Source organism: Klebsiella sp. K5-306, assembly GCF_051835185.1.
Lineage (GTDB): Bacteria > Pseudomonadota > Gammaproteobacteria > Enterobacterales > Enterobacteriaceae > Klebsiella > Klebsiella oxytoca.
Genome location: NZ_JAIFJY010000020.1, coordinates 38278 through 63635 on the forward strand (window position 1 = coordinate 38278; position 25358 = coordinate 63635).

The window sequence follows — 25358 nt, forward strand, 5'->3', positions numbered from 1 at the left end:
GATGATTCCATTTAACGCGCCGCCGGTGGTGGGAACCGAGCTTGATTATATGCAGTCCGCGATGGGAAGCGGCAAGCTGTGCGGCGATGGCGGTTTTACCCGCCGCTGCCAGCAGTGGATGGAGCAGCGCTTCGGTACTGCCAAAGCCCTGCTGACGCCGTCCTGCACCGCTTCGCTGGAAATGGCGGCGCTGCTGCTGGATATCCAGCCGGGCGATGAAGTGATTATGCCGAGCTATACCTTCGTCTCCACCGCCAACGCCTTTGTGCTGCGTGGCGCAAAAATCGTCTTCGTTGATATTCGTCGCGACACCATGAATATTGATGAAACGCTGATTGAAGCGGCGATCACCGACAAAACCCGCGCGATTGTGCCGGTCCACTACGCCGGCGTGGCCTGCGAAATGGACACCATTATGGCTATCGCCAGCAAACATAATCTGTTTGTCGTGGAAGATGCCGCTCAGGGCGTGATGTCGACCTATAAAGGCCGGGCGCTCGGTACTATCGGCCATATTGGCTGCTTCAGCTTCCATGAAACCAAAAACTACACCGCGGGCGGTGAAGGTGGCGCGACGCTGATTAACGATCGCAAGCTGGTAGAGCGCGCGGAGATCATTCGAGAAAAAGGCACCAACCGCAGCCAGTTTTTCCGTGGTCTGGTGGATAAATACACCTGGCGCGATATCGGCTCCAGCTACCTGATGTCCGATTTACAGGCGGCCTATCTGTGGGCGCAGCTGGAAGCGGCGGAGCGAATTAACCAGCAGCGCCTGGCGCTGTGGCAGAACTACTACGAGGCCCTGCTGCCGCTGGCGCGCGCCGGGCGTATCGAGCTGCCGATCGTGCCTGCCGACTGCGGGCACAATGCGCATATGTTCTACATCAAGCTGCGCGATATTGACGATCGCAGTAAGCTGATTGCCTGGCTGAAAGAGGCGGAGATTCTGGCCGTGTTCCACTATATTCCGCTGCATAGCTGCCCGGCCGGGGAGAACTTCGGCGTGTTCCACGGGACGGATCGCTTCACGACTCAGGAGAGCGAACGCCTGCTGCGTTTGCCGTTATTCTACAACCTGTCGAGCGTAAACCAGCGCACGGTGATTAACTCGCTGCTGAGCTATTTCTCCTGATATGTCGCTGGCTAAAGCTTCTCTGTGGACTGCAGCGTCCACGCTGGTCAAAATCGGCGCCGGTCTGCTGGTGGTTAAACTGCTGGCGGTGTCGTTCGGCCCGGCAGGCGTGGGGCAGGCGGGCAACTTCCGCCAGTTGGTGACCGTGCTTGGCGTGCTGGCGGGGGCCGGAATCTTTAACGGCGTCACGAAGCTGGTAGCCCAGCATCATGACGATCGCCGGCAGTTGCACAACGTCGTCGGCACCGCTTCAGCGATGGTGCTGGGGTTCTCCACCCTGCTGGCGCTGATATTCCTGCTGGCGGCGGCGCCGATAAGCCAGGGTCTGTTCGGTCATCAGCATTATCAGAATCTGGTACGGCTGGTGGCGCTGGTACAGATGGGCATTGCCTGGGCGAACTTCCTGTTAGCGCTGATGAAGGGGTTTCGCGATGCGGCGGGCAATGCGCTGTCGCTTATCGCCGGGAGCCTGATTGGCGTGGCGGCGTACTATGCCTGCTACCGTTTCGGCGGCTATCAGGGCGCATTGCTGGGACTGGCGCTGGTACCTGCGCTGGTGGTCGTGCCGGCGGCTATCGTACTGTGGCGACGCGGCAATATTCCGCTGAGCGCGCTGCGTCCGCGCTGGGACAACGGCCTCGCAGGGCAGCTGTCGAAATTTACCCTGATGGCGCTGATTACTTCGGTGACGCTGCCGGTAGCCTACGTGATGATGCGTAACCTGCTGGCGGCCCACTATGGCTGGGACGCGGTGGGGGTCTGGCAGGGGGTAAGCAGCATCTCCGACGCCTATTTACAGTTTATCACCGCATCATTTAGCGTTTATCTGTTACCGACATTGTCCCGCTTGACGGCGAAAGCGGATATCACCCGTGAGATTGGCAAATCGTTAAAATTTGTTCTCCCGGCGGTAGCTGCAGCCAGCCTGACCGTATGGCTGCTGCGCGATTTCGCTATCTGGCTGCTGTTTTCCGACCGCTTTACGGCAATGCGCGATCTGTTTGCCTGGCAGCTGGTGGGCGATGTGCTGAAGGTCGGGGCATATGTTTATGGCTATCTGGTGATCGCCAAAGCCTCGCTGCGTTTTTATATTCTGACGGAAATCAGCCAGTTCACGCTGTTGACCGCATTCTCGCACTGGCTTATACCGGCGCACGGCGCAATCGGCGCGGCGCAGGCGTATATGGCTACTTATATTGTTTATTTCGCCCTCTGTAGCGGCGTGTTTTTACTTTGGCGTAAACGGGCATGACAGCACTGATACATGTACTGGGATCGGATATCCCGCACCACAACCAGACCGTTCTGCGGTTCTTTAATGATGAGCTGGCCGTCAATGACGAGCAGGCTCGCCTGTTTATGGTCGTCGGTGATGCGACAGGAATTCGCGAAGCGTACCCCGCGCTCTCCATCAGCTGCTATCCGGGGAAGAAGTCGCTGGCAAAGGCGGTTATCGCGCTGGCAAAGGCGAACCGGCAGCAGCGCTTTTTCTTTCACGGCCAGTTTAATACCGGCCTGTGGCTGGCGCTGCTCAGCGGGGGGATCCGCCCGGCGCAGTTTAACTGGCACATCTGGGGGGCGGATCTGTATGAGAATTCCGCCAGCCTGAAGTTTCGCTTGTTTTATCCGCTGCGGCGCCTGGCGCAGGGGCGGGTAGGGCGCGTCTTTGCGACCCGCGGCGATCTCAGTTGGTTCGCCGCCCGGCATTCGGGCGTGCCGGGCGAACTGCTCTATTTCCCGACCCGCATGGATCCGGCGCTGAACTCGCTTGCTGAAAGCGCGCCGCGCGGCGAGACGCTGACTATCCTGGTGGGGAATTCCGGCGACCGCAGCAACGAGCATATCGCCGCGCTGCGCGCGATTCATCAGCAGTTTGGCGATACGGTCAACGTTGTCGTGCCGATGGGTTATCCGGCCAATAATAGCGACTACATCAATGAAGTTCGCGCGGCCGGCGAGGCGCTGTTCAGCCCGCCGCATCTTCAGGTACTGGGCGATAAGCTGGCGTTTGATGACTATCTGGCCCTGCTGCGCCGCTGCGATCTTGGCTACTTCCTGTTTGCCCGCCAGCAGGGGATCGGCACGCTGTGTCTGCTGATTCAGGCGGGGATCCCCTGCGTGCTGAACCGGGAGAATCCCTTCTGGCAGGATATGTCGGAGCAGCATATTCCGGTACTCTTTACCAGCGATACGCTGGACGCGGCCGTGGTGCGTGAAGCGCAGCGCCAGCTGGCCGGCGTGGATAAGAATCAGATTGCCTTTTTCCGTCCTAATTACCTGACGGGCTGGCGACGGGCGTTGCGGATTGCCGCGGGGGTGGATGCATGACATTAATGCAATTTAGCGGACTGCTGCTGGTTTGGCTGCTGTCGACGCTTTTTATCGCCACCGCCACCTGGTTTGAGTTTCGTCGGGTGCGCTTCAACTTCAACGTCTTTTTCTCGCTGCTGTTTCTGCTGACCTTTTTCTTTGGCTTTCCGCTGACCAGTATTCTGGTGTTTCGCTTCGACGTGGCGGTCGCCCCGCCGGAAATTCTGTTGCAAACTCTGCTGGTTTCCGTCTGTTTTTATGCGGTTTACTACGTGACTTATAAAACGCGGCTACGCTCGGCGGCGCAGAGCCATCAGCATCGTCCGCTGTTTACGATGAACCGCGTGGAGACCCATCTGGCCTGGGGGATTTTGCTGGGACTGGCGCTGCTCTGCGTCGGGATCTTCTTTGCGCATAACGGCTTTCTGTTATTCAAGCTCAACTCCTATAGCCAGATCTTCTCCAGCGAAGTTTCCGGCGTGGCGCTAAAGCGTTTCTTCTACTTTTTCATTCCGGCAATGCTGGTGGTCTATTTTCTGCGTCAGGATTATAAAGCGTGGATATTCTTCCTCGTCAGCACCGTCGCATTTGGTCTGCTGACTTACGCCATCGTTGGCGGGACCCGGGCGAATATCATCATTGCGTTTGCCATCTTCCTGTTTATTGGCATCATTCGCGGCTGGATAAGCCTGTGGATGCTGGCGGCGGCGGGCGTACTGGGCATCGTCGGCATGTTCTGGCTGGCGCTCAAACGCTACGGAATGAACGTCAGCGGCGATGAAGCGTTTTATACTTTCCTCTATCTGACCCGCGATACCTTCTCGCCGTGGGAGAACCTGGCTCTGCTGCTGCAAAATTACGACAAGATTGAGTTTCAGGGCCTGGCGCCAATCGTCCGCGATTTCTATGTTTTTATCCCCAGCTGGTTGTGGCACGGTCGACCGACAATGGTGCTCAATACTGCGAACTATTTCACCTGGGAAGTGCTGAATAACCATTCTGGCCTGGCGATTTCGCCAACCCTGATTGGCTCGCTGGTGGTGATGGGGGGCGTCTGGTTCGTGCCGCTGGGCGCGGTAGCGGTTGGGCTGATTATTAAATGGTTTGACTGGCTGTACGAGCTTGGCAACCGGGAAACGAACCGCTATAAAGCGGCGATCCTGCACAGTTTCTGTTTTGGCGCTATCTTCAACATGATCGTGCTGGCGCGTGAAGGGCTGGATTCCTTTGGCTCTCGCGTGGTTTTTTTCCTCGTTATCTTTGGGATCTGCCTACTGGCGGCGAAACTGCTGTACTGGTTCCTCGATAGCGTCGGGCTGATTCATAAGCGGGCTAAACCGCTGACGCAACCTCAAGTCTGATAAGGGTGTACATGACTGAGACTACATCCGCGCCGTTGTACCTGCTGAGAGGGTTGCAACTCATTGGTTGGCGCGATATGCAACATGCTCTGGACTATCTGTATGCCGATGGCGAGATCCGTACGGGTACGCTGGTGGCGATTAATGCAGAGAAGATGCTGGCGGTAGAGGATAACCCCGAAGTTCGGGCGCTGATCGAAGCCGCAGAGTTTAAATATGCTGACGGCATCAGCGTGGTGCGCTCATTACGTAAAAAATACCCTCAGGCGCAGGTATCGCGCGTCGCCGGGGCTGATTTATGGGAAGCGCTGATGGCGCGCGCTGGCGCTCAGGGAACGCCGGTATTTCTGATCGGCGGTAAGCCCGAAGTGCTGGCGCAGACGGAACAGCAGCTTCGTCAGCGCTGGAACGTAAACATCGTCGGCAGCCAGGACGGCTATTTCGCTGCTGACCAGCGTCAGGCGCTGTTTGAACGTATTCGCGATAGCGGGGCGAAGATCGTCACCGTGGCGATGGGGTCGCCGCGTCAGGAGATCCTGATGCGCGATTGCCGGGAAGTTTATCCGCAGGCGCTTTATATGGGCGTAGGCGGAACCTACGATGTCTTTACCGGTCATGTTCAGCGAGCGCCGAAGTTCTGGCAGGACCTGGGGCTGGAGTGGTTTTATCGCCTGGTTTCGCAGCCGAGCCGAATAAAAAGGCAGGCGCGTCTGCTGCGCTATTTACGCTGGTATTATACCGATAAGCTTTGATATTCCACTGCGAGCGGGCGGGTTTACCTGGATATTCTGTGTAATGTCTTCACTCGCCTGATACTTTATTTGCCATTTCCCTCAAATTCATTAACCATTCGCATGCTTAAAACGCGACGGTAAGGTATACCGTCGCGCAGGCAGGGCTATTCGTTCATAAAAATAACCGGCATAAGCCCATCTCGCCTGGGATGCGCTTAAATCCGGAGCAGGGCAAACACAAGAGGCTATATGACTGAGAAAAAAGCGGAACTTCAGCGGGGACTGGAGGCGCGGCACATTGAGCTAATCGCCCTTGGCGGCACGATTGGCGTGGGACTATTTATGGGGGCGGCAAGTACGCTGAAGTGGGCCGGACCTTCGGTTCTGCTGGCGTATATTATCGCGGGGCTCTTCGTCTTCTTTATTATGCGTTCGATGGGCGAAATGCTGTTCCTCGAACCGGTTACCGGCTCGTTCGCTGTTTATGCGCACCGCTATATGAGCCCGTTTTTTGGCTATCTGACCGCCTGGTCCTACTGGTTTATGTGGATGGCGGTCGGGATATCGGAGATTACGGCGATCGGGGTCTATGTCCAGTTCTGGTTCCCGGAGATGGCGCAGTGGATACCGGCGCTTATCGCGGTTGGGCTGGTCGCGCTGGCGAATCTGGCGGCGGTACGTCTGTACGGCGAAATTGAATTCTGGTTTGCCATGATTAAAGTGACCACCATTATTGTCATGATCGTGGTGGGGCTGGGCGTCATCTTCTTTGGCTTTGGCAACGGCGGACACTCCATTGGCTTTAGCAATCTGACCGAGCACGGCGGTTTCTTTGCCGGCGGCTGGAAGGGCTTTCTGACGGCGCTATGCATCGTGGTCGCTTCCTATCAGGGCGTCGAGCTTATCGGGATCACCGCCGGTGAAGCGAAAAATCCGCAGGTCACTCTGCGTAGCGCGGTCGGCAAAGTGCTGTGGCGAATCCTGATTTTCTATGTCGGGGCGATTTTTGTGATCGTCACTATTTTCCCGTGGGATCAGATAGGCTCCAACGGCAGTCCGTTCGTGCTGACCTTTGCCAAAATCGGTATCACCGCAGCGGCAGGGATTATCAACTTTGTGGTGCTGACGGCGGCGCTTTCCGGTTGTAACAGCGGAATGTATAGCTGTGGACGGATGCTCTACGCGCTGGCAAAGAATCGCCAGCTGCCTGCGGCCATCGCCAGAGTTTCGCGTAACGGCGTGCCGTCGGCGGGCGTGGCGCTGTCGATCCTGATTCTGCTGGTCGGTTCGTGCCTGAACTACATTATTCCTAATCCACAGCGGGTATTTGTTTACGTCTACAGCGCCAGCGTGCTGCCGGGAATGGTGCCATGGTTCGTAATTCTGATTAGCCAGCTACGTTTTCGTCTGGTACATAAAGAAGCGATGGCCAGCCATCCTTTCCGCTCGCTGCTATTCCCGTGGGCAAACTATTTAACCATGGCGTTCCTGGTTTGCGTGCTGATAGGGATGGGATTTAACGACGATACGCGTATGTCGCTCTTTGTCGGAATTATTTTCCTCGCCGCCGTGACGCTTATTTATAAGGTATTTGGCCTTGGTCGACGCGGAAATGTTGATAATGTGGCGTAATAAGCAACAAAACGCACAAAGCATGAGCAAACGATAATTTTCTTTTAAAAGGCACTAGACAGCGGGGTAGGAAGTCCGTATTATCCGACCCCGCAACGGCGCTAAGCGCCCGTAGCTCAGCTGGATAGAGCGCTGCCCTCCGGAGGCAGAGGTCTCAGGTTCGAATCCTGTCGGGCGCACCATTTACCCGGTGCTGGAGCTGCGGTGGTTTCAATACCGCGTAAAAGATTTGCAGTGGTGGCTATAGCTCAGTTGGTAGAGCCCTGGATTGTGATTCCAGTTGTCGTGGGTTCGAATCCCATTAGCCACCCCATTATTTAGAAAGTTGTGAAATTGCGAAGGTGGCGGAATTGGTAGACGCGCTAGCTTCAGGTGTTAGTGTTCTTACGGACGTGGGGGTTCAAGTCCCCCCCCTCGCACCACGACTTTATAAAGAATTGAACTAAAAATTCAAAAAAGCAGTACATCGGCGAGTAGCGCAGCTTGGTAGCGCAACTGGTTTGGGACCAGTGGGTCGGAGGTTCGAATCCTCTCTCGCCGACCAATTTTGAACCCCGCTTCGGCGGGGTTTTTTGTTTTCTGATTCTGCAGAAAAACGTTTATCTCCCTGATATCGCAAACAATACTTCGTTAACCCTGACGTCATTTATTGTCCAGAATAGTCCCAATTCTTTGTTCAGATAGATGCATCTTCTCCTGATCCTGTGCGATAATAATCGGGTAGATGCTCATTCCATCTCTTATGTTCGCCTTAGTGCCTCATAAACTCAGGAATGATGCAGAGCCGTTTTACGGTGCTTATCGTCCACTGACAGATGTCGCATTTTATATGCTAAATCATTCATGATGTGTCGAGACGGCCAGCACGGGAATCCCCAGGAGCTTACAAAGGTAAGTGACTGGAGTGAGCGTGTGCAGCTAACGAAGAGACAGCGTGAAGGATGAAGCATATAGCCTCATCAAACACCATGGACACTACGTTGAGTGAAGCACCCAATTTGTTGTCAAACAGACCTGTTTTAACGCCTGCCCTGGTTTCAGAGCAGGCGTTTTTTTCTTTTCAGGGAGCGGGAAACGTTCCGGCGGGAGAGGAAGTGATTCTCGCCCCCGGCGGAGGCGAGAGTGACATTACTGCTGCGGATTGTTTTGCAGGGTTAACAGCAGGCCGTCGCGACGCATCGTCGCCGCTTCTTCCGGCTGATGCAGGCGGTCAAGAGTATCCGCCAGCCATGCGTAGTCAAACGCATCCGGGCGCTGCTTGAGGGCTGCGCGGAACGCGATGCTGGCCTCCTGCCACTCACCGTGGCGCATCAGCGATTGCCCCAGCGTACTCCACAGCAGCGGACGATCGCCGACCGTTTTAAGCTGCTGACGCAGCACTTTTTCCAGCTGCTCAGGGTTATTGGTTTTCAGCCGCGGAATCGGCATAACCAGACGGTCGTCATAGTGCTTTTTCAGACCTTCGATAATAATCTGCTGCGCGGTATCATGATCGTCGCTTTCGATAAGACGATTCGCCATCGCCACCTGTAGCGCCACCTGGCTGCGGGTTTTACGGCTCTGGCTTTTCCACCAGTCGCGCAAACCTTCGCTACCGCCGTCGGCCAGCGTTTTATCCATCAGACCAATCCACGCCAGCTGTTCCAGTTCAGCGCGATGCTCTTCATCGCTGACGTTGGCTTTCGCCATTGACGGAATGATATCCAGCAGCGAATTCCAGGCGCCGGTACGGATGTAGGCCTGCTCGGCAAGGCGCAGAACCTCCGGATGACGCGGCGTGATTTCCAGCAGCCTGTCAATACCGTGGCGGGCGGCGTGGTTTTCATTACGCGCCAGCTGCAGACGTACGCGGGTTATTTCGACAGGGATCAGATCGTCACCGGCTAATTCAGCAGCGCGCTCCAGATGTTGGTTAGCGCGAGCTTCATCTCCACGCTGCTGGGCGGCTTCCGCTGCCAGCAGGTAGTTCACAACGGGCTGTTCAGCGTGATCGGCATTTTTCGCCATCAGCTTCTCAACCTGCTGATAATCACCTTCCGCCAGCTTCAGCAGCGCCTGCTCGGTTTGCTTACGGGCGCGACGACGCTTACGGCCAACGAACCAGCCGCGGGTGTGTGCGCCGGTGCGGAAAATCCGCCGCAGTAGCCACTCAATGGCAAACAGTACCACCATGGTGAGGATCAGGATGATCGCAAGCCCGGTCACGCTGGTTTCAATATTGTAGTTATCGGTCTGGATTAGCACGTAGCCCTGATGACCCGCGATCATCGGCCCGACCACAATCCCGGCAAGCAGCAGCGCGAAGAGTAAGAGAATTTTCAACATGCGTTACTCTCCTTGTGGCGCAGGCGTTGGCGCGTGGGCTGCAGGTGCAGGGGCAGGTGCCGGCGCGCTGGTCTGGGGTTCAGCCGGCTGCGCCATCAGATTACGCACTCGCGTCTGCATTAGTTTCTCAAGCAGCGCCTGGCTTTGCAGGTTTTCCGGTACGTTCATGGTGATGCTTTGCTGGCTGAGCTTATCCACATCCTCAAGGAAGGCTTTGGTGGTGGCGTCTTCCGTGTCGTAGTAAGCGCGAACCCAGGTCGAGACGTTATCCAGAGCCTGTTTGTAGGTTTCTTCCTGATGGCGAGGGACGGCCTGCGCTGCGACCAGCAGACGGGAGCGAATATTTTCGCGCAGGTAGACGTCCTGGTTCGGCGCCAGCAGCGGCACGGCGGTTTCATCGCGGCGGCGAACGGTAATAAAGCTGTCCATAAAGTTCTGCCAGCTTTTTTGCAGGTTTACACGCCATTCGGTAATGGAGCTGGATAGCTCATCGCTATCGGAATCCATCGGCGTGTCGTCATCGTTGTTGTCCGCCAGACGGAGATTATCGATCTGGTTGGCGAGCTGGTTCACCTTCAGAATGATGCCGTCGTAGTCGACCTGACTCACGGCAGAAAGCGAGGCAATATCGTCGGTAATGGCGCGGCGCGCGGCGATCAGGCTCGGATCGTTCATATCGGCGAGGCTGGCGTCGGCGCTTTTCAGCAGCGCGGCAGCGGTCGTTACGTCCTGATCGCTCCACAGCTTACGTCCGGCCAGTTTCACGAGGAAATCCGCCTGCGCGAGCAGCCAGGTTTTTGCGTCGCTGCCGGAAATAACCGCAACCTTCTCCTGAACTTCTTCCAGCTTCTTCGCCAGAGCCTCCTGCTGACGCTGCGCTTCCGTCAACTGGTCGGCCTGCTGCTTAATAATGCCTTCGAGTTCGCTTTTTTGGCTTTCCTGGGCTTTTTGCAGCGCGGCGATCTGGCTGGATAGCCCGGCGCTGGCTTCGCTCTGGCGGGTTGCCTGGGTCTTCGTCAGGCCATAAAGACCTATGCCAGCGGCGAGGGCGATAGCAATAGCTATTGCGCTCAGCGCGAGGCTGGTTTTACTGCCGCCGTTTTTCTTTTCTACGTTATTTTCTGGCTGTGACGTCGTGTCCACGGCCTCCCTGGTCTCTTCAACCACGGCGGATTGATTCTGTTGTTCCGTCATTATGGCTTCCAATGTTGAGAGTTATTGTAATGCGCGTAGCAGCGCATCGTTGTCGGCGCTATCGGCAACCTGGATATCCTGCCAGCCCAATTCTCTGGCCTGCTCGGCCAGACGTTCACTGACAACTAAAATGCGACAGCTCAGGAGCCAACGTTCGCGATACCACTGTGGTATCAGCGTCCAGAGCTGCTGCAGCATCTCGCCGCTGGTAATGACCAGCGTTGAAATACCGCGAGACTGCCAGCGCATTGCTTCTTCTGCGCCATCATAGTGCCTTGCACTACGTTGATAACATTCACAAAAAGTGACATCAGCACCGCGTTTGCGAAGCGTATCACCGAGTAATTCCCGCCCGCCGTTACCGCGCAGGATGAGCGCTCTTTTCCCCGCAATGTTTTGTAATTCAGGTAATTGTAGCAAGACTTCGCTGATTTCCCGATCTAACGGATAGCGAACATGACGATTGCTGACTTTATGCAGGGCCAGCGCGGTGGTGCGGCCAATGGCAAAATAGTCAGGCGCCGAAGGCCAGCGCAGCCTTTGCTGCTGGAGGCGAGAGTGGGCAAACTCAACGGCGTGCTGGGACAGTGCGAAGAGCAAATCGCCAGCCGCGAGGTTTTCCAGCTGGCCGCCCAGCTCAGGAAGCTGACGTCCAGGGGTAAATTCAATGAGCGGAAAGCTCCAGGCCACGCGCCCTAGCGCGCGCAGGCGGCTGACTAACTCTTCGCCTTGCGGCAGCGGACGGGTGACCAGGATACTCATTGTGGACCTTCTCCTGCATAGACGACGGCAAGTATGTCGCGAGCGCCGTTATTCAGAAGCTCTTCGGCAAGAGAGACGCCGAGCGTTTCTGCCTCTTCCGCACGGCCGCGCCGCTCGCCGCGCACCATTTGTGAGCCATCCGGCGCGCCAACCAGCGCGCGCAGCCATAGCTCACCGTCGATCAGTTCGGCATAGCTGCCGATTGGCACCTGACAGCCGCCTTCCAGCCGGGTGTTCATCGCCCGTTCAGCGCGTACGCGTATGGCCGTTTCCGTATGATTCAACGGGGCCAGTAGCGCTTTGGTCCATTCGTCGTCAAGGCGACACTCGATGCCGACCGCGCCCTGGCCAACGGCGGGCAGCGATTGCTCCGGCGATAGCGGTTGACGAATACGCGCCTCCAGGTTCAGGCGTTTTAGCCCTGCGGCGGCAAGAATAATGGCGTCATACTCGCCGCTATCAAGCTTGCCCAGACGCGTGCCTACGTTGCCGCGCAGGGAGCGGATCGTGAGATCCGGCCGCGCTGCGGCCAGCTGACACTGACGGCGTAAACTTGATGTGCCAACGATGCTGCCGTGCGGCAATTCATCAATGGAAGCGTAGTGGTTTGAGACAAACGCATCGCGCGGATCTTCACGCTCGCAGATGGTCACCAGCCCAAGCCCTGTGGGAAACTCCACCGGTACGTCTTTCATCGAATGGACGGCGATGTCGGCGCGGCCTTCCAGCATCGCCAGCTCTAACTCTTTCACAAACAGACCCTTACCGCCCACTTTTGCAAGGGGCGTATCAAGGATCACGTCGCCGCGGGTGACCATAGGCACCAGTTCAACGGAAAGCCCCGGGTGGCAGGACTCCAGACGCTCTTTCACATAATGTGCCTGCCATAGCGCAAGCGGGCTTTGCCGTGTGGCAATTCTCAAAACTTTGTCTAACATGCTTGTTACCGTCATTGTCGACCACTAACCATCCTAACATTGTTGTCTTAGGGATGTTAGTTTTGTGGGGTTAAGGGTCGCGGCCATCTTTTTAGCCTTTCATGCGTTTGCGGGTTGCCGCAAACGTAGTGAAGAATTTACACGTAGTAAAGGGTGCTACACTTGTATGTAGCGCATCTTTCTTTACGGTCAATCAGCAAGGTGTTAGATTGATCACGTTTTAAACCATTTGTCAGTCAGCAGTTCACCACAACCACACCGACGACGAATGGTGACGGTTTTTGTTGAAATACTGAAACTCTCCGTACTATTGTACGTCGGGTTTTTGAACATCAGGCGATATGTCTTGTACCTCTATATTGAGACACTGAAACAGAGACTGGATGCCATCAACCAATTGCGCGTGGATCGCGCCCTTGCTGCCATGGGACCCGCTTTCCAGCAGGTTTACAGTCTACTGCCGACATTACTACATTATCATCATCCGCTGATGCCGGGTTACCTTGACGGTAACGTTCCCCGTGGCATTTGCCTCTACACGCCTGATGAAACCCAACGTCACTATCTTGATGAGCTCGAGCTCAACCGTGGCATGCTGGCCAAGGAGCCGCCGAAAGGCGAGCTGCCGATCACCGGCCTTTACTCTATGGGCAGCACATCTTCCGTCGGCCAAAGCTGTTCGTCTGACCTGGATATCTGGGTTTGCCACCAGTCCTGGCTTGACACTGAAGAGCGTCAGCTGCTGCAGCGTAAATGTAGCCTGCTGGAGAGCTGGGCGGCATCGCTGGGCGTCGAGGTCAGCTTCTTCCTGATCGACGAAAACCGCTTCCGTCATAACGAAAGCGGCAGCCTGGGCGGCGAAGACTGCGGCTCCACCCAGCATATCCTGCTGCTGGATGAGTTTTACCGTACCGCGGTGCGCCTTGCCGGCAAACGTATTCTGTGGAATATGGTGCCGTGCGATGAAGAAGAGCATTACGACGATTACGTCATGAGCCTCTACGCGCAGGGCGTACTGACGCCGAACGAATGGCTGGATCTCGGCGGCCTGAGTTCTCTGTCGGCCGAAGAGTACTTCGGCGCCAGCCTCTGGCAACTGTATAAAAGCATCGACTCGCCCTATAAGGCCGTGCTGAAAACGCTGCTGCTGGAAGCGTACTCCTGGGAGTACCCCAATAACCGCCTGCTGGCGAAAGATATCAAACAGCGCCTGCATGACGGTGAGATCGTTTCGTTTGGCCTCGATCCTTACTGCATGATGCTGGAGCGCGTGACGCTCTATCTGCAGGCCATCGAAGATGAAACGCGCCTCGATCTGGTGCGTCGATGTTTCTATTTAAAGGTCTGCGAGAAGCTGAGCCGCGAGCGCGCCTGCGTCGGCTGGCGTCGCGAAGTCGTCAGTCACCTGGTGAAAGAGTGGGGCTGGGATGAAAAGCGTCTGATGATGCTCGACAACCGGGCCAACTGGAAGATTGACGAAGTCCGTAAAGCGCACAACGAACTGCTTGATGCGATGATGCAGAGCTATCGTAACCTGATTCGTTTTGCGCGCCGCAATAACCTGAGCGTTTCCGCCAGCCCGCAGGATATTGGCGTGCTGACGCGTAAGCTGTACGCCGCCTTTGAAGCGCTGCCGGGGAAAGTCACCCTGGTAAACCCGCAAATTTCACCGGATCTGTCTGAGCCGAATCTGACCTTTATCCACGTGCCGCCGGGCCGCGCCAACCGCACCGGTTGGTATGTCTATAACCGGGCGCCGGACATGGAATCGATCATCAGCCATCAGCCGCTGGAATATAACCGTTATCTTAATAAGCTGGTGGCCTGGGCCTGGTTTAACGGCCTGTTGACGTCACGTACGCGCCTGTTTATTAAGGGCAACGGCATTGTCGATCTGGCGAAGCTGCAGGAGATGGTGGCCGATGTGGCGCATCACTTCCCGCTGCGCCTGCCTTCTCCGACGCCGAAAGCGCTGTACAGTCCGTGCGAAATCCGCCATCTGGCGATTATCGTCAACCTGGAATATGACCCGACGGCGGCCTTCCGCAATCAGGTGGTGCATTTTGACTTCCGCAAGCTGGATGTTTTCAGCTTCGGCGAAGAGCAAAAGTGCCTGATTGGCAGCATCGACCTGCTGTACCGCAACTCGTGGAACGAGGTGCGTACGCTGCACTTTAACGGCGAGCAGGCGATGATCGAAGCGCTGAAGACCATTCTTGGCAAGATGCACCAGGACGCCGCGCCGCCGGATAGCGTGGAGGTTTTCTGCTATAGCCAGCATCTGCGCGGTCTGATCCGCACTCGCGTACAGCAGCTGGTGTCTGAATGCGTTGAGCTGCGTCTTTCCAGCACCCGTCAGGATACCGGCCGCTTTAAAGCGCTACGCGTTTCCGGGCAGACCTGGGGGCTGTTCTTCGAGCGTCTTAACGTTTCGGTTCAGAAACTGGAAAACGCCATCGAATTCTATGGCGCGATTTCTCATAACAAATTGCACGGGCTGTCGGTGCAGGTGGAGACTAACCACGTCAGGCTGCCGCAGGTAGTGGACGGCTTTGCCAGCGAAGGGATTATTCAGTTCTTCTTCGAAGATGCGGATAACGATAACGGTTTTAACATCTATATCCTCGATGAGAGCAACCGCGCCGAGGTGTATCACCACTGCGAAGGTAGCAAAGAGGAGCTGGTGCGCGACGTCAGCCGCTTCTACTCTTCATCCCATGACCGTTTTACCTACGGTTCCAGCTTTATCAACTTTAACCTGCCGCAGTTTTATCAAATCGTCGACGTTGACGGTCGCGAGCAGGTGATTCCGTTCCGCAGCCAGGTGATTGCCGCTGCCACCGCTTCAGCCGGTCAGGATGCTGCCTCATCACTGATGCTACAGCACTACTCCTGAGCCTGAACTGCGGGCCTTGAGGGTGTAATAGGTTTGAAATCTTCTACGGGTGGACTTGCCGGGGGCGCTGCGCTTGCCCGGGCTACAGGGCGATAGGGATTGTTGTAGCCCGGATAAGGCGTTAGCCGCAATCCGGGGAATTCGTATCACGCTCTCTTAGCGAAAACTCACCGCTTCACCGGCCTGCATGGTCGCCGCCTGTTCCAGCAGATCCCAGAAGGTTTCGCCGCTGCGGTCGCATACCCACTCGTCGCCTTTTAAGTCGAAATGGTAGCCGCCTTGTTTCGTTGCCAGCCACACCTGGTGTAGCGGTTCCTGACGGTTGATAATAATCTTGCTGCCGTTTTCAAAACTAATAGTCAGTACGCCGCCGTTGATTTCACAGTCGATATCGCTGTCGCCGTCCCAGTCGTCAAGGCGTTCTTCGATGGTCATCCACAGGGTATCGGCCAGGCGATGGAATTCACTGTCGTTCATGGTTCTTTCCCGCTTTTTTGATAGTGGCGGCAGTATAGCGCGAAACAAAAGCGCGCGCAGTGGGATGCTAAACGCTTGCTTTTACGTCTTCTCCTGCGATGATAGAAAGCAGTAAGAATGAATCACGGGCAACTATCCATGAAAAACGTTTTCCCAGCGCTTGCCGTTTTATTAGCGGTTCTCAGCCTTAGCGGCTGTGGTCTGAAAGGGCCGCTTTACTTCCCGCCGGCGGATAAGACGGCGCCTCCGCCGACTAAGCCGGTTGATAGCGGTATCCAGAGCTCTACGCCGGATCGGAACGATCGCGGCGATAGCGGTGGCCCGACCCAGGTGAATTACTGACAGTTCCGCGCAGCTGGAGTAGAAAATGCAGTTCTCTAAAATGCATGGCCTGGGTAACGACTTTATGGTCGTTGACGCAGTAACGCAGAATGTTTTTTTCTCACCTGAACTGATCCGTCGTCTGGCGGATCGGCATCTTGGCGTGGGTTTCGATCAGCTGCTGGTGGTGGAGCCGCCTTACGATCCGGAGCTCGACTTCCACTATCGTATCTTCAATGCCGACGGTAGCGAAGTGGCGCAATGCGGCAACGGCGCGCGCTGTTTCGCCCGCTTTGTGCGTCTGAAAGGCCTGACCAATAAACGTGATATCCGCGTCAGTACCTCGAATGGCCGTATGGTATTAAGCGTCACGGAAGACGATCTGGTGCGCGTCAATATGGGTGAGCCAAACTTCGAACCGTCCCAGGTGCCGTTCCGCGCCAACAAAGCGGAAAAGACCTATATTATGCGCGCCGCTGAACAGACAGTATTGTGCGGCGTGGTGTCGATGGGTAACCCGCACTGCGTTATCCAGGTTGATGATGTGGAAACCGCGACGGTGGAAACGCTCGGCCCGGTGATGGAAAACCACGAGCGCTTCCCGGAGCGGGCGAACATCGGCTTTATGCAGGTGATCAGCCGCTCTCATATTCGCCTGCGCGTGTATGAACGCGGTGCGGGGGAAACTCAGGCCTGCGGCAGCGGCGCCTGTGCGGCGGCGGCAGTCGGTATCCAGCAGGGATTACTGGGCGAGGAGGTCCGCGTGGAATTACCCGGCGGGCGTCTGGATATCGCCTGGAAAGGTCCGGGCCAACCGTTGTATATGACTGGCCCGGCGGCACATGTCTATGACGGATTTATTCATTTATGAAACAAGTCGGGGAAGAACAACAGGAACTTGCCAGCGAGCTAAACGATCGCGCAGTGGTGGACTATCTGTTGCAACATCCTGAATTCTTTATTCGTAATGCGGCGCTGGTGGAACACATGTCAGTGCCGCATCCGGTGCGTGGTTCGGTCTCGCTGGTGGAGTGGCACATGGCGCGGGCGCGGAACCATATCAACGTGCTGGAAGAAAATATGACGCTGCTGATGGAGCAGGCGACGGCTAACGAAAGCCTGTTTCAGCGCCTGTTTCACCTGCAAACGCGGCTGGCGGCGGCCGATAGCCTTGACGAAATGCTGAACCGCTTTCATCGCTGGGCGCGCGAGCTGGGTCTGGCGGGCGCCACGGTGCGCCTGTTTCCCGACCGCTGGCGGCTCGGCGCGCCTTCCAAATTCACCCATCTGGCGATAAGCCGTCAGGCGTTTGAGCCTATTCGCATTCAGCGTCTTGGACAACAGCGCCATTATCTTGGCGCTTTAAACGGCCCCGAGCTGCTGGTCGTGCTGCCGGAAGCTAAAGCCATCGGATCGGTGGCGATGTCGCTGCTGGGGGGAGACGACGCCCCCGGAGTGATGATATTCAGCAGTCGCGACCCCCAGCACTATCAGCAAGGGCAGGGAACGCAGCTATTGCAGGAAATCGCGTCGATGCTCCCGGGATTGCTGGAGCGCTGGATTGAACGCGCATGACCGACTCGCCTCTGTTTGCTCCCGTAGAACGCTTCTTACGCTATCTTGGCGTCGAGCGTCAGCTGAGCCCGATAACGCTGCTGAACTATCGCCGCCAGCTGGAAACGCTTATCGCGCTGGCGGATAGCGCCGGGCTGAAAAGCTGGCAGCAGTGTGATGCCGCCCAGGTCCGTAGCCTGGCGGTGCGCAGCCGTCGTCAGGGGCTGGGGCCTGCCAGCCTGGCCTTACGTCTCTCCGCCTTACGCAGCTTCTTTGACTGGCTGGTGAGCCAGGGCGAACTGGCCGCGAATCCGGCGAAGGGGATTTCGGCGCCGAAAATACCCCGCCATCTACCGAAAAATATCGACGTCGACGACGTTAATCGGCTGCTGGATATCGATCTCAACGATCCGCTGGCGGTACGCGACAGGGCGATGCTGGAAGTGATGTACGGCGCGGGGTTGCGTCTTTCGGAGCTGGTGAATCTCGATATTAAGCACCTCGATCTGGAATCCGGCGAGGTGTGGGTGATGGGCAAAGGCAGCAAAGAGCGCCGCCTGCCGATTGGCCGCAATGCGGTGGTGTGGATTGAGCACTGGCTCGATCTGCGCGGACTGTTCGGTGCCGATGAGGACGCCCTGTTCTTATCTAAACTGGGGAAGCGAATTTCCGCGCGCAACGTGCAAAAGCGCTTTGCCGAATGGGGCATAAAGCAGGGGCTCAACAGCCACGTGCATCCGCATAAGCTGCGCCACTCCTTCGCGACCCATATGCTGGAGTCGAGCGGCGATCTGCGCGGGGTGCAGGAGCTTCTGGGCCATGCTAACCTTTCCACCACTCAAATCTATACCCATCTCGATTTTCAACACCTTGCGTCGGTGTACGATGCGGCACATCCGCGCGCCAAACGGGGGAAATGATGCGTTTTTACCGACCTCTGGGCCAGATTTCAGCATTGACGTTTGACCTGGACGATACCCTTTATGACAACCGCCCGGTGATTGACCGGACGCTGCATGAGTCGCTGAGCTTTGTGCGCAGCTACCACCCTTCTCTGAGCCAATTTGACGCCAGCGAGCTTAACCGGCTGCGCCAGACGCTGCTGGCGTCAGAGCCGGAAATTTACCACGATGTGACCGAATGGCGCCGCCGCGCGCTGGAGCTGGGGATGATCAACGCCGGGCTTTCAGCGACGCTGGCGAAAACGGGGGCCGATGAAGCGATGGCGAATTTCGCTCATTGGCGCAGCCTGATTGACGTTCCGCAGGAGACGCACGATACGCTGGCGCAGCTGGCGGAAAAGTGGCCGCTGGTGGCCATTACCAACGGCAACGCCCAGCCGGAACTCTTTGGCCTGAGCGACTACTTCCGCTTCGTGCTGCGCGCGGGCCCTGACGGGCGCTCTAAGCCCTTTGCCGATATGTATCATCTCGCAGCGGAGCGGCTGGAGCTTCCTCTGGGGCAGATTCTGCACGTCGGGGACGATCTGACGACCGATGTCGCAGGCGCTATTCGCTGCGGCATGCAGGCCTGTTGGATCAAACCGCAGGGCGCAGACCTGATGCGTGCCGCCGATGGCCGCCTGCTGCCGCACATCGAAATTTCACGGTTGGCATCTCTGACCTCGCTGATATAATCGTCAGTAGTTCTGTATAAATTAACAGTAGCCCGGCGAGCCAAACGTTGCCGGGCGCCTCATTTCCGGCGGTGCCAATGGACGTTTCTTACCTGCTCGACAGCCTCAATGATAAACAGCGTGAAGCCGTTGCGGCATCACGTACTAACATGCTGGTTCTGGCAGGAGCGGGCAGCGGTAAGACGCGCGTGCTGGTACACCGCATCGCCTGGCTGCTGAGCGTTGAGAACTGTTCCCCTTACTCCATCATGGCGGTGACCTTTACCAACAAAGCGGCAGCGGAAATGCGTCATCGTATTGGTCAACTGATGGGCACCACTCAGGGCGGTATGTGGGTCGGCACTTTCCACGGTCTGGCGCACCGTCTGCTGCGCGCTCATCACCTTGACGCCGGGCTGCCGCAGGACTTCCAGATCCTCGACAGCGAAGATCAGCTGCGCCTGCTTAAGCGCCTGATTAAGGCGATGAATCTCGATGAGAAGCAGTGGCCGCCGCGGCAGGCGATGTGGTACATCAACGGCCAAAAAGATGAAGGGCTGCGCCCGCATCATATTCAGAGCTACGGTAATCCGGTTGAGCAGACCTGGCAGAAGGTTTACCAGGCCTATCAGGAAGCCTGCGATCGCGCGGGGCTGGTGGACTTCGCCGAGCTGCTGCTGCGCGCCCACGAGCTGTGGCTTAACAAGCCGCATATCCTTCAGCACTACCGCGAGCGCTTTACCAATATCCTGGTGGATGAATTCCAGGATACCAACAATATTCAATACGCGTGGATCCGACTGCTGGCGGGCGATACCGGTAAGGTAATGATCGTTGGCGATGACGATCAGTCGATTTACGGCTGGCGCGGCGCGCAGGTAGAAAACATCCAGCGCTTCCTCAATGACTTCCCCGGCGCGGAAACTATCCGTCTGGAGCAGAACTATCGCTCGACCAGCAATATTCTCAGCGCGGCGAACGCCCTGATTGAGAACAACAGCGGACGGCTGGGGAAAAAGCTGTGGACCGACGGCGCCGACGGCGAGCCGATTTCGCTCTACTGCGCGTTTAACGATCTTGATGAGGCGCGTTTTGTCGTCAATCGTATCAAAACCTGGCAGGAAAACGGCGGGGCGCTGGAGCAGTGCGCGATCTTGTATCGCAGCAACGCCCAATCGCGCGTGCTGGAAGAGGCGCTGCTGCAGGCCAGCATGCCTTATCGTATTTATGGCGGCATGCGCTTCTTCGAACGTCAGGAGATCAAAGATGCGCTCTCCTATCTGCGCCTGATTGCCAACCGTAACGACGATGCGGCATTTGAGCGCGTGGTCAATACCCCGACGCGCGGCATTGGCGATCGCACGCTGGACGTGGTGCGTCAGACCTCGCGCGACCGGCAGCTGACGCTGTGGCAGGCCTGTCGCGAGCTGTTAAAAGAGAAAGTTCTCGCCGGGCGCGCTGCCAGCGCTCTGCAGCGTTTTATGGAACTTATTGACGCCATGGCGCAGGAGACAGCCGACATGCCGCTGCACGTGCAGACCGACCGGGTCATTAAAGATTCCGGCCTGCGCATGATGTACGAGCAGGAGAAAGGCGAGAAGGGCCAGACGCGTATCGAAAACTTAGAGGAGCTGGTGACGGCGACGCGCCAGTTTAGCTACAACGAAGAAGATGAAGATTTAATGCCGCTGCAGGCGTTCCTCTCGCATGCGGCGCTGGAAGCGGGAGAAGGGCAGGCGGACACCTGGCAGGATGCGGTACAGCTGATGACCCTGCACTCGGCGAAAGGGCTGGAGTTTCCGCAGGTATTTATCGTTGGCGTGGAAGAAGGGATGTTCCCGAGCCAGATGGCGCTTGATGAGGGCGGCCGCCTGGAAGAAGAACGCCGCCTGGCCTACGTCGGCGTGACTCGTGCCATGCAAAAACTAACGCTGACCTACGCGGAAACCCGTCGCCTGTACGGCAAAGAGGTTTATCATCGCCCCTCGCGCTTTATCGGCGAGCTGCCGGAGTCGTGCGTGGAAGAGGTGCGGCTGCGCGCCACGGTGAGCCGGCCGGTCAGCCATCAGCGCATGGGGACGCCGATGGCGGAAAACGACACCGGCTATAAGCTGGGCCAGCGCGTCCGCCACGCCAAATTCGGTGAAGGCACCATTGTGAACCTCGAAGGCAGCGGCGAACACAGTCGCCTGCAGGTTGCCTTTCAGGGGCAGGGGATCAAATGGCTGGTCGCGGCGTATGCCCGGCTGGAAACAGTGTAACACTAAGAAAAATATCATTATTTTGTAATATTCTGCTACCTTTATACGTTAAGGAGCTTGATTTGCTCTTTAGCGTTCCGTTGCGTGTTGACGCCGTTTTTGCGCTGGCGTAACATGCGCGCACGATTACGCTAAGAGGACATTCGCCTTGGACACACCCAGTAGATGCTGGCTCAATTTCCTGCCCATCAGGAACAACTCCTAAGGCTATCCTCTTATGCTGATAGCCTTAGCGGTTGTCGGCGACCCGTTCTATTCCCGTCGCTCTGAGTCAGGCTTAATGGTCTGAAACCCAAATTGTTTCTGTGTGCCCACCGAACTGTCCGATAATTTTTTGCATTGGGAGTCCCGGTCATGCTGAGCGCATTTCAACTGGAAAACAATCGTTTAACGCGTCTGGAAGCCGACGAGATCAAGCACCTCGCCAGTTCGGTGTGGGTCGATCTGGTCGAGCCTGACGACGATGAACGAAGCCGTGTGCAAACGGAATTGGGCCAGAACCTGGCGACGCGCCCGGAGCTGGAAGACATCGAAGCGTCAGCGCGTTTCTTTGAGGATGAAGACGGTCTGCATATCCACTCATTTTTCTTTTTTGAAGATGCTGAGGATCACGCCGGTAACTCTACCGTGGCGTTTACTATCCGCGAAGGCCGTCTGTTCACCCTGCGCGAGCGGGAGCTGCCCGCTTTCCGCCTGTATCGCATGCGCGCCCGCAACCAGTCGATGGTGGACGGCAACGCCTACGAGCTGCTGCTGGATCTGTTCGAAACCAAAATCGAGCAGCTGGCGGATGAAATCGAAAACATCTACAGCGATCTGGAAAAGCTTAGCCGGGTGATTATGGAAGGTCGTCAGGGCGATGATTACGACGAGGCGCTCTCTACGCTGGCGGAACAGGAAGATATCGGCTGGAAAGTCCGCCTGTGTCTGATGGATACCCAGCGCGCGCTGAACTTCCTCGTACGCAAGGCCCGTCTGCCGGCAGGGCAGCTGGAGCAGGCGCGCGAAATCCTGCGAGATATCGAATCCCTGCTGCCGCACAATGAATCGCTGTTCCAGAAGGTCAACTTCCTGATGCAGGCGGCGATGGGCTTTATCAACATTGAGCAGAACCGCATCATCAAGATCTTCTCGGTCGTCTCCGTCGTGTTCCTGCCGCCGACCCTGGTGGCTTCCAGCTATGGCATGAACTTTGAGTTTATGCCTGAGCTGCACTGGAGCTTTGGCTATCCCGGCGCGATTGTCTTTATGATGCTCGCTGGCCTGGCGCCCTATCTGTACTTTAAGCGCAAGAACTGGCTGTAAAAAAAGGAGCTTCGGCTCCTTTTTTGCGTACCGGTCTGGCTTTATGCCCTACGCGTACGACGTATTGTGTAAACCGCATCCATTACGAAAATCGCCAGCGCCACCCAGATAAAAGCAAAGGTCACCATCTTATCCGCGCCCGGCACCTCGCCGTAGAAGGTCACCGCCAGCAGGAACATCAGCGTTGGGCCGATATACTGGAAGAAGCCCAGCGTAGAAAGGCGCAGACGGGTCGCCGCGCCGGTAAAGCACAGCAGCGGAATAGTGGTGACCACGCCCGCCGCCATCAGCAGCAGGTTCAGCGACCACGGGTTCTGACCCATATGGCTGGTCGGGCTATCGGCTATACCAAACAGATAAATCGCGGCGACCGGCAGCAGCCAGAGCGTTTCAAACAGCATGCCGGTTTGTGCATCCACGGCGATCTTTTTACGTAGCAGACCATAAAAAGCGAAGCTGAACGCCAGGCCCAGCGCGATAATCGGCAACGAGCCAAAAGTCCAGAGCTGCACCAGAACGCCACAGGCGGCCAGCAGCACTGCCAGCCACTGCATCCGACGAAAACGCTCCCCGAGGAAGATCATCCCCAGCAGAATATTCACCAGCGGGTTGATAAAGTAGCCCAGGCTGGCTTCCAGCATATGATGGTTATTGACCGCCCAGATAAATAGCAGCCAGTTACCGCCCACCAGCACGGCAGACAGCGCCAGCAGAAACACCTTTTTCGGCGTTTTCAGTAGCCTTTTGACCTGTGGCCACTGACGACTGATGCTGATTAGCGCGACCATAAAGAAGAAGGACCAGATCACGCGGTGAGTCAGAATTTCATCGGCGGGAACATAGTAGATAAGCTTGAAGTACGCTGGCGCGATACCCCAGATAAAATAGGCGGCCAGGGCCAGGAGAACCCCCACCCGCGTTTGTTTAGCGTCCATCGGTACAAATCCATTGCCAAAGAGAATGATGTTACTCGATTTAAGCCGATCAACCCACCATATACGTCGCCGTAGCGCTGGCGATATACACCTGCTCTTCGTTATGCAGTTCGACGCGGGCCACCGCCACCTTGTTACCGGCGCGCAGCAGGCTGCTGGTGGCGGTAAAGCGCTCCCCACGACCCGGACGCAGGTAGTCGACGCGCAGATCGATGGTGCCCATCCGCGACAGGCGCTGGCGCAGCTCTTCTTCATTGATGGTGTCGTGGCGAGTCAGGGTGCTGCCGACGCATACCAGCCCCGCCGCGACGTCCAGCGCTGAGGCAATCACTCCGCCATGTAAAATACTCTGCGCCCAGTTGCCGACCATCATTGGTTGGTTGTTGAAACTCAGCTGGGCGAACTCTTTTTCATAGCGCTCCAGTTCCAGCCCTAAGGCGCGATTAAAGGGCATGTGGTAGACGAAGATTTCTCCCACCAGCTTCAGGGCGGCGGCGGCGGTCAGTTCAGACATAACAACATTTCCATAGGTTAATGAAATGTTGATTTTATGCTTCTAAAATATTGATTTCTACTTTAAGAACGGATAACAGGTCAGAAGACGTATAAATAGGTAGAATGCTGCCTGGGTTAAACAGAAATAATAAATATCCATCCAGGAGAACAGCAATGCGTATCTCTTTGGCCTGCCTGCTGGCGCTTGTTGCGCTTCCGGCCGGCGTTCTGGCGCAGGACGCGCCGGTGAATAAACAGGTCCACGACACTCCGGCCGTTCGCGGGAGTATTATCGCCAACCTGTTACAGGACCATGATAATCCCTTCCTGCTCTATCCCTACGAGAGCAACTATCTGCTCTATACGTGGACCAGCGATCTCAATAAAGAAGCGATTCGCAGCTACGACTGGGCTGAAAACGCGCGTAAAGACGAAGTGAAGTTCCAGCTTAGCCTGGCGTTTCCATTATGGCGCGGGATTTTGGGCGAGAATTCGCTGCTGGGCGCTTCTTATACGCAAAAATCCTGGTGGCAGCTCTCCAACAGCAAAGAGTCCGCGCCGTTTCGCGAAACCAACTACGAGCCGCAGCTGTTCCTCGGGTTTGCGACCGATTACTCATTTGCCGGCTGGACGCTGCGCGACGTTGAAATGGGTTATAACCACGACTCTAACGGCCGTTCCGATCCCACTTCCCGCAGCTGGAATCGCCTCTATACCCGACTGATGGCGCAAAATGGCAACTGGCTGGTCGAGGTGAAGCCCTGGTACGTTATTGGCAGCACCGACGATAACCCGGATATCACCAAATATATGGGTTATTACCGGCTGAAAGTGGGCTACCAGCTGGGCGACGCTATTCTCAGCGCTCAGGGGCAATATAACTGGAATACCGGCTACGGCGGCGCCGAGCTTGGGGTAAGCTATCCGATCACCAAACACGTGCGCGTCTATACTCAGGTCTATAGCGGTTATGGCGAGTCGCTTATCGATTATAACTTTAATCAAACCCGCGTCGGCGTCGGGCTGATGCTCAACGATCTGTTTTAATCGTTGCACTCTGGCTCTCAGGCGCTGAAAATAGCGCCTGTTTTCTTTTCAGGCATATGGGGTC

General features: G+C 56.6%; 23 protein-coding genes and 4 tRNA genes. 20 read left to right on the forward strand and 7 right to left on the reverse strand.

Annotation, left to right across the window (positions count from 1 at the left end; translation table 11 throughout):
* The first annotated feature begins 1 nt into the window (after position 1).
* From rffA to K2184_RS24305, 10 genes are all read left to right on the forward strand, one after another.
* Entirely contained in the window at positions 2-1132 is a 1131-nt protein-coding gene (gene rffA / locus K2184_RS24260) for a dTDP-4-amino-4,6-dideoxygalactose transaminase (RefSeq protein WP_004107661.1), read from the forward strand.
* Between the two features lies 1 nt (position 1133).
* Entirely contained in the window at positions 1134-2384 is a 1251-nt protein-coding gene (wzxE, locus tag K2184_RS24265; protein ID WP_163525615.1) for a lipid III flippase WzxE, read from the forward strand.
* Complete coding sequence (locus K2184_RS24270; RefSeq protein ID WP_126489627.1) at positions 2381-3460, forward strand: TDP-N-acetylfucosamine:lipid II N-acetylfucosaminyltransferase; 1080 nt, start codon at positions 2381-2383, stop codon at positions 3458-3460. Before wzxE ends, K2184_RS24270 begins: the two co-directional genes overlap by 4 nt.
* Complete coding sequence (gene wzyE, locus K2184_RS24275) at positions 3457-4803, forward strand: ECA oligosaccharide polymerase (RefSeq protein WP_004116984.1); 1347 nt, start codon at positions 3457-3459, stop codon at positions 4801-4803. The genes K2184_RS24270 and wzyE overlap by 4 nt, the downstream gene beginning before the upstream one ends.
* A gap of 11 nt (positions 4804-4814) precedes the next feature.
* Complete coding sequence (gene wecG, locus K2184_RS24280; protein WP_004107669.1) at positions 4815-5555, forward strand: lipopolysaccharide N-acetylmannosaminouronosyltransferase; 741 nt, start codon at positions 4815-4817, stop codon at positions 5553-5555.
* A 231-nt stretch (positions 5556-5786) separates the two neighbouring features.
* Positions 5787-7169: a bifunctional threonine/serine APC transporter ThrP gene (gene thrP / locus K2184_RS24285; RefSeq protein WP_004107670.1), complete on the forward strand. Its 1383-nt coding sequence runs from the start codon at positions 5787-5789 to the stop codon at positions 7167-7169.
* Positions 7170-7274: 105 nt separating this feature from the next.
* A tRNA-Arg gene (locus K2184_RS24290) sits at positions 7275-7351 on the forward strand.
* A 55-nt stretch (positions 7352-7406) separates the two neighbouring features.
* Positions 7407-7482: transfer RNA gene (locus tag K2184_RS24295), tRNA-His, on the forward strand.
* 22 nt (positions 7483-7504) lie between these two features.
* Positions 7505-7591 (forward strand) — tRNA-Leu (locus tag K2184_RS24300).
* A 45-nt stretch (positions 7592-7636) separates the two neighbouring features.
* Positions 7637-7713 (forward strand) — tRNA-Pro (locus tag K2184_RS24305).
* A 584-nt stretch (positions 7714-8297) separates the two neighbouring features.
* Here K2184_RS24305 and hemY read toward each other — a convergent pair.
* From hemY to hemC, 4 genes are read right to left on the reverse strand one after another with little or no spacing between them, the layout of a single operon-like run.
* Positions 8298-9494 carry a protoheme IX biogenesis protein HemY gene (gene hemY / locus K2184_RS24310; RefSeq protein WP_004107671.1) on the reverse strand — a complete coding sequence of 399 codons (1197 nt, stop codon included), beginning with the start codon at positions 9492-9494 and terminating at the stop codon, positions 8298-8300.
* Positions 9495-9497: 3 nt separating this feature from the next.
* On the reverse strand, positions 9498-10688 hold the full coding sequence (gene hemX / locus K2184_RS24315) for a uroporphyrinogen-III C-methyltransferase (protein WP_004107672.1): 1191 nt from the start codon (positions 10686-10688) through the stop codon (positions 9498-9500).
* 21 nt (positions 10689-10709) lie between these two features.
* Positions 10710-11450 carry a uroporphyrinogen-III synthase gene (gene hemD, locus K2184_RS24320; RefSeq protein WP_163525612.1) on the reverse strand — a complete coding sequence of 247 codons (741 nt, stop codon included), beginning with the start codon at positions 11448-11450 and terminating at the stop codon, positions 10710-10712.
* Complete coding sequence (gene hemC / locus K2184_RS24325; RefSeq protein WP_032726923.1) at positions 11447-12388, reverse strand: hydroxymethylbilane synthase; 942 nt, start codon at positions 12386-12388, stop codon at positions 11447-11449. The genes hemD and hemC overlap by 4 nt, the downstream gene beginning before the upstream one ends.
* A gap of 346 nt (positions 12389-12734) precedes the next feature.
* Between hemC and cyaA the strand changes: the two genes are divergently transcribed.
* Positions 12735-15284, forward strand: coding sequence for a class I adenylate cyclase (gene cyaA, locus K2184_RS24330; RefSeq protein WP_163525610.1), 2550 nt, complete (start codon positions 12735-12737; stop codon positions 15282-15284).
* Between the two features lie 156 nt (positions 15285-15440).
* Here the strand turns inward: cyaA and cyaY are convergent, their stop codons facing one another.
* Entirely contained in the window at positions 15441-15761 is a 321-nt protein-coding gene (gene cyaY, locus K2184_RS24335; RefSeq protein WP_004107678.1) for an iron donor protein CyaY, read from the reverse strand.
* A 138-nt stretch (positions 15762-15899) separates the two neighbouring features.
* Here cyaY and lptM point away from each other — a divergent pair, with 138 nt between their 5' ends.
* The 8 genes from lptM (at position 15900) to corA (ending at position 22817) form a co-directional block, all read left to right on the forward strand.
* Complete coding sequence (gene lptM, locus K2184_RS24340; protein ID WP_016808214.1) at positions 15900-16103, forward strand: LPS translocon maturation chaperone LptM; 204 nt, start codon at positions 15900-15902, stop codon at positions 16101-16103.
* Positions 16104-16128: 25 nt separating this feature from the next.
* Complete coding sequence (gene dapF / locus K2184_RS24345) at positions 16129-16953, forward strand: diaminopimelate epimerase (protein WP_004107680.1); 825 nt, start codon at positions 16129-16131, stop codon at positions 16951-16953.
* Entirely contained in the window at positions 16950-17657 is a 708-nt protein-coding gene (locus tag K2184_RS24350; RefSeq protein ID WP_004107681.1) for a DUF484 domain-containing protein, read from the forward strand. The genes dapF and K2184_RS24350 overlap by 4 nt, the downstream gene beginning before the upstream one ends.
* The gene (gene xerC, locus K2184_RS24355) at positions 17654-18556 is read left to right on the forward strand and encodes a tyrosine recombinase XerC (RefSeq protein WP_004107682.1); all 903 of its coding nucleotides are present in this window, start codon (positions 17654-17656) and stop codon (positions 18554-18556) included. Before K2184_RS24350 ends, xerC begins: the two co-directional genes overlap by 4 nt.
* Entirely contained in the window at positions 18556-19272 is a 717-nt protein-coding gene (gene yigB, locus K2184_RS24360) for a 5-amino-6-(5-phospho-D-ribitylamino)uracil phosphatase YigB (RefSeq protein WP_016808215.1), read from the forward strand. Before xerC ends, yigB begins: the two co-directional genes overlap by 1 nt.
* A 77-nt stretch (positions 19273-19349) precedes the next feature.
* Positions 19350-21512, forward strand: coding sequence for a DNA helicase II (uvrD, locus tag K2184_RS24365; RefSeq protein ID WP_049127671.1), 2163 nt, complete (start codon positions 19350-19352; stop codon positions 21510-21512).
* A gap of 148 nt (positions 21513-21660) precedes the next feature.
* Positions 21661-21717 carry a YsgD/CorL family protein gene (ysgD, locus tag K2184_RS24370; protein WP_349817343.1) on the forward strand — a complete coding sequence of 19 codons (57 nt, stop codon included), beginning with the start codon at positions 21661-21663 and terminating at the stop codon, positions 21715-21717.
* 149 nt (positions 21718-21866) lie between these two features.
* A complete protein-coding gene (gene corA / locus K2184_RS24375) occupies positions 21867-22817 on the forward strand; it encodes a magnesium/cobalt transporter CorA (protein WP_004107687.1) in 951 nt (316 codons plus the stop codon).
* Positions 22818-22858: 41 nt separating this feature from the next.
* On the opposite strand, the gene rarD is transcribed toward corA, so the two are convergent.
* Both rarD and yigI read right to left on the reverse strand, forming a co-directional pair.
* The gene (gene rarD / locus K2184_RS24380; protein WP_004107689.1) at positions 22859-23752 is read right to left on the reverse strand and encodes an EamA family transporter RarD; all 894 of its coding nucleotides are present in this window, start codon (positions 23750-23752) and stop codon (positions 22859-22861) included.
* A gap of 49 nt (positions 23753-23801) precedes the next feature.
* Entirely contained in the window at positions 23802-24266 is a 465-nt protein-coding gene (yigI, locus tag K2184_RS24385) for an acyl-CoA thioesterase YigI (RefSeq protein WP_004097567.1), read from the reverse strand.
* Positions 24267-24421: 155 nt separating this feature from the next.
* Here yigI and pldA point away from each other — a divergent pair, with 155 nt between their 5' ends.
* Positions 24422-25294, forward strand: coding sequence for a phospholipase A (gene pldA / locus K2184_RS24390; RefSeq protein ID WP_023321873.1), 873 nt, complete (start codon positions 24422-24424; stop codon positions 25292-25294).
* The last annotated feature ends 64 nt before the right edge of the window (positions 25295-25358 follow it).

What these genes read in the sequence shown, in the direction of transcription:
- corA (WP_004107687.1), top strand. Translation starts at nt 21,867, where the DNA reads ATGCTGAGCGCATTTCAACTGGAAAACAATCGTTTAACGCGTCTGGAA.
- hemC (WP_032726923.1), bottom strand. Translation starts at nt 12,388, where the DNA reads ATGTTAGACAAAGTTTTGAGAATTGCCACACGGCAAAGCCCGCTTGCG.
- wecG (WP_004107669.1), top strand. Translation starts at nt 4,815, where the DNA reads ATGACTGAGACTACATCCGCGCCGTTGTACCTGCTGAGAGGGTTGCAA.
- pldA (WP_023321873.1), top strand. Translation starts at nt 24,422, where the DNA reads ATGCGTATCTCTTTGGCCTGCCTGCTGGCGCTTGTTGCGCTTCCGGCC.
- wzyE (WP_004116984.1), top strand. Translation starts at nt 3,457, where the DNA reads ATGACATTAATGCAATTTAGCGGACTGCTGCTGGTTTGGCTGCTGTCG.
- yigI (WP_004097567.1), bottom strand. Translation starts at nt 24,266, where the DNA reads ATGTCTGAACTGACCGCCGCCGCCGCCCTGAAGCTGGTGGGAGAAATC.
- xerC (WP_004107682.1), top strand. Translation starts at nt 17,654, where the DNA reads ATGACCGACTCGCCTCTGTTTGCTCCCGTAGAACGCTTCTTACGCTAT.
- rarD (WP_004107689.1), bottom strand. Translation starts at nt 23,752, where the DNA reads ATGGACGCTAAACAAACGCGGGTGGGGGTTCTCCTGGCCCTGGCCGCC.
- hemX (WP_004107672.1), bottom strand. Translation starts at nt 10,688, where the DNA reads ATGACGGAACAACAGAATCAATCCGCCGTGGTTGAAGAGACCAGGGAG.
- K2184_RS24350 (WP_004107681.1), top strand. Translation starts at nt 16,950, where the DNA reads ATGAAACAAGTCGGGGAAGAACAACAGGAACTTGCCAGCGAGCTAAAC.
- thrP (WP_004107670.1), top strand. Translation starts at nt 5,787, where the DNA reads ATGACTGAGAAAAAAGCGGAACTTCAGCGGGGACTGGAGGCGCGGCAC.
- dapF (WP_004107680.1), top strand. Translation starts at nt 16,129, where the DNA reads ATGCAGTTCTCTAAAATGCATGGCCTGGGTAACGACTTTATGGTCGTT.
- K2184_RS24270 (WP_126489627.1), top strand. Translation starts at nt 2,381, where the DNA reads ATGACAGCACTGATACATGTACTGGGATCGGATATCCCGCACCACAAC.
- hemY (WP_004107671.1), bottom strand. Translation starts at nt 9,494, where the DNA reads ATGTTGAAAATTCTCTTACTCTTCGCGCTGCTGCTTGCCGGGATTGTG.
- uvrD (WP_049127671.1), top strand. Translation starts at nt 19,350, where the DNA reads ATGGACGTTTCTTACCTGCTCGACAGCCTCAATGATAAACAGCGTGAA.
- cyaY (WP_004107678.1), bottom strand. Translation starts at nt 15,761, where the DNA reads ATGAACGACAGTGAATTCCATCGCCTGGCCGATACCCTGTGGATGACC.
- yigB (WP_016808215.1), top strand. Translation starts at nt 18,556, where the DNA reads ATGCGTTTTTACCGACCTCTGGGCCAGATTTCAGCATTGACGTTTGAC.
- hemD (WP_163525612.1), bottom strand. Translation starts at nt 11,450, where the DNA reads ATGAGTATCCTGGTCACCCGTCCGCTGCCGCAAGGCGAAGAGTTAGTC.
- rffA (WP_004107661.1), top strand. Translation starts at nt 2, where the DNA reads ATGATTCCATTTAACGCGCCGCCGGTGGTGGGAACCGAGCTTGATTAT.
- wzxE (WP_163525615.1), top strand. Translation starts at nt 1,134, where the DNA reads ATGTCGCTGGCTAAAGCTTCTCTGTGGACTGCAGCGTCCACGCTGGTC.
- lptM (WP_016808214.1), top strand. Translation starts at nt 15,900, where the DNA reads ATGAAAAACGTTTTCCCAGCGCTTGCCGTTTTATTAGCGGTTCTCAGC.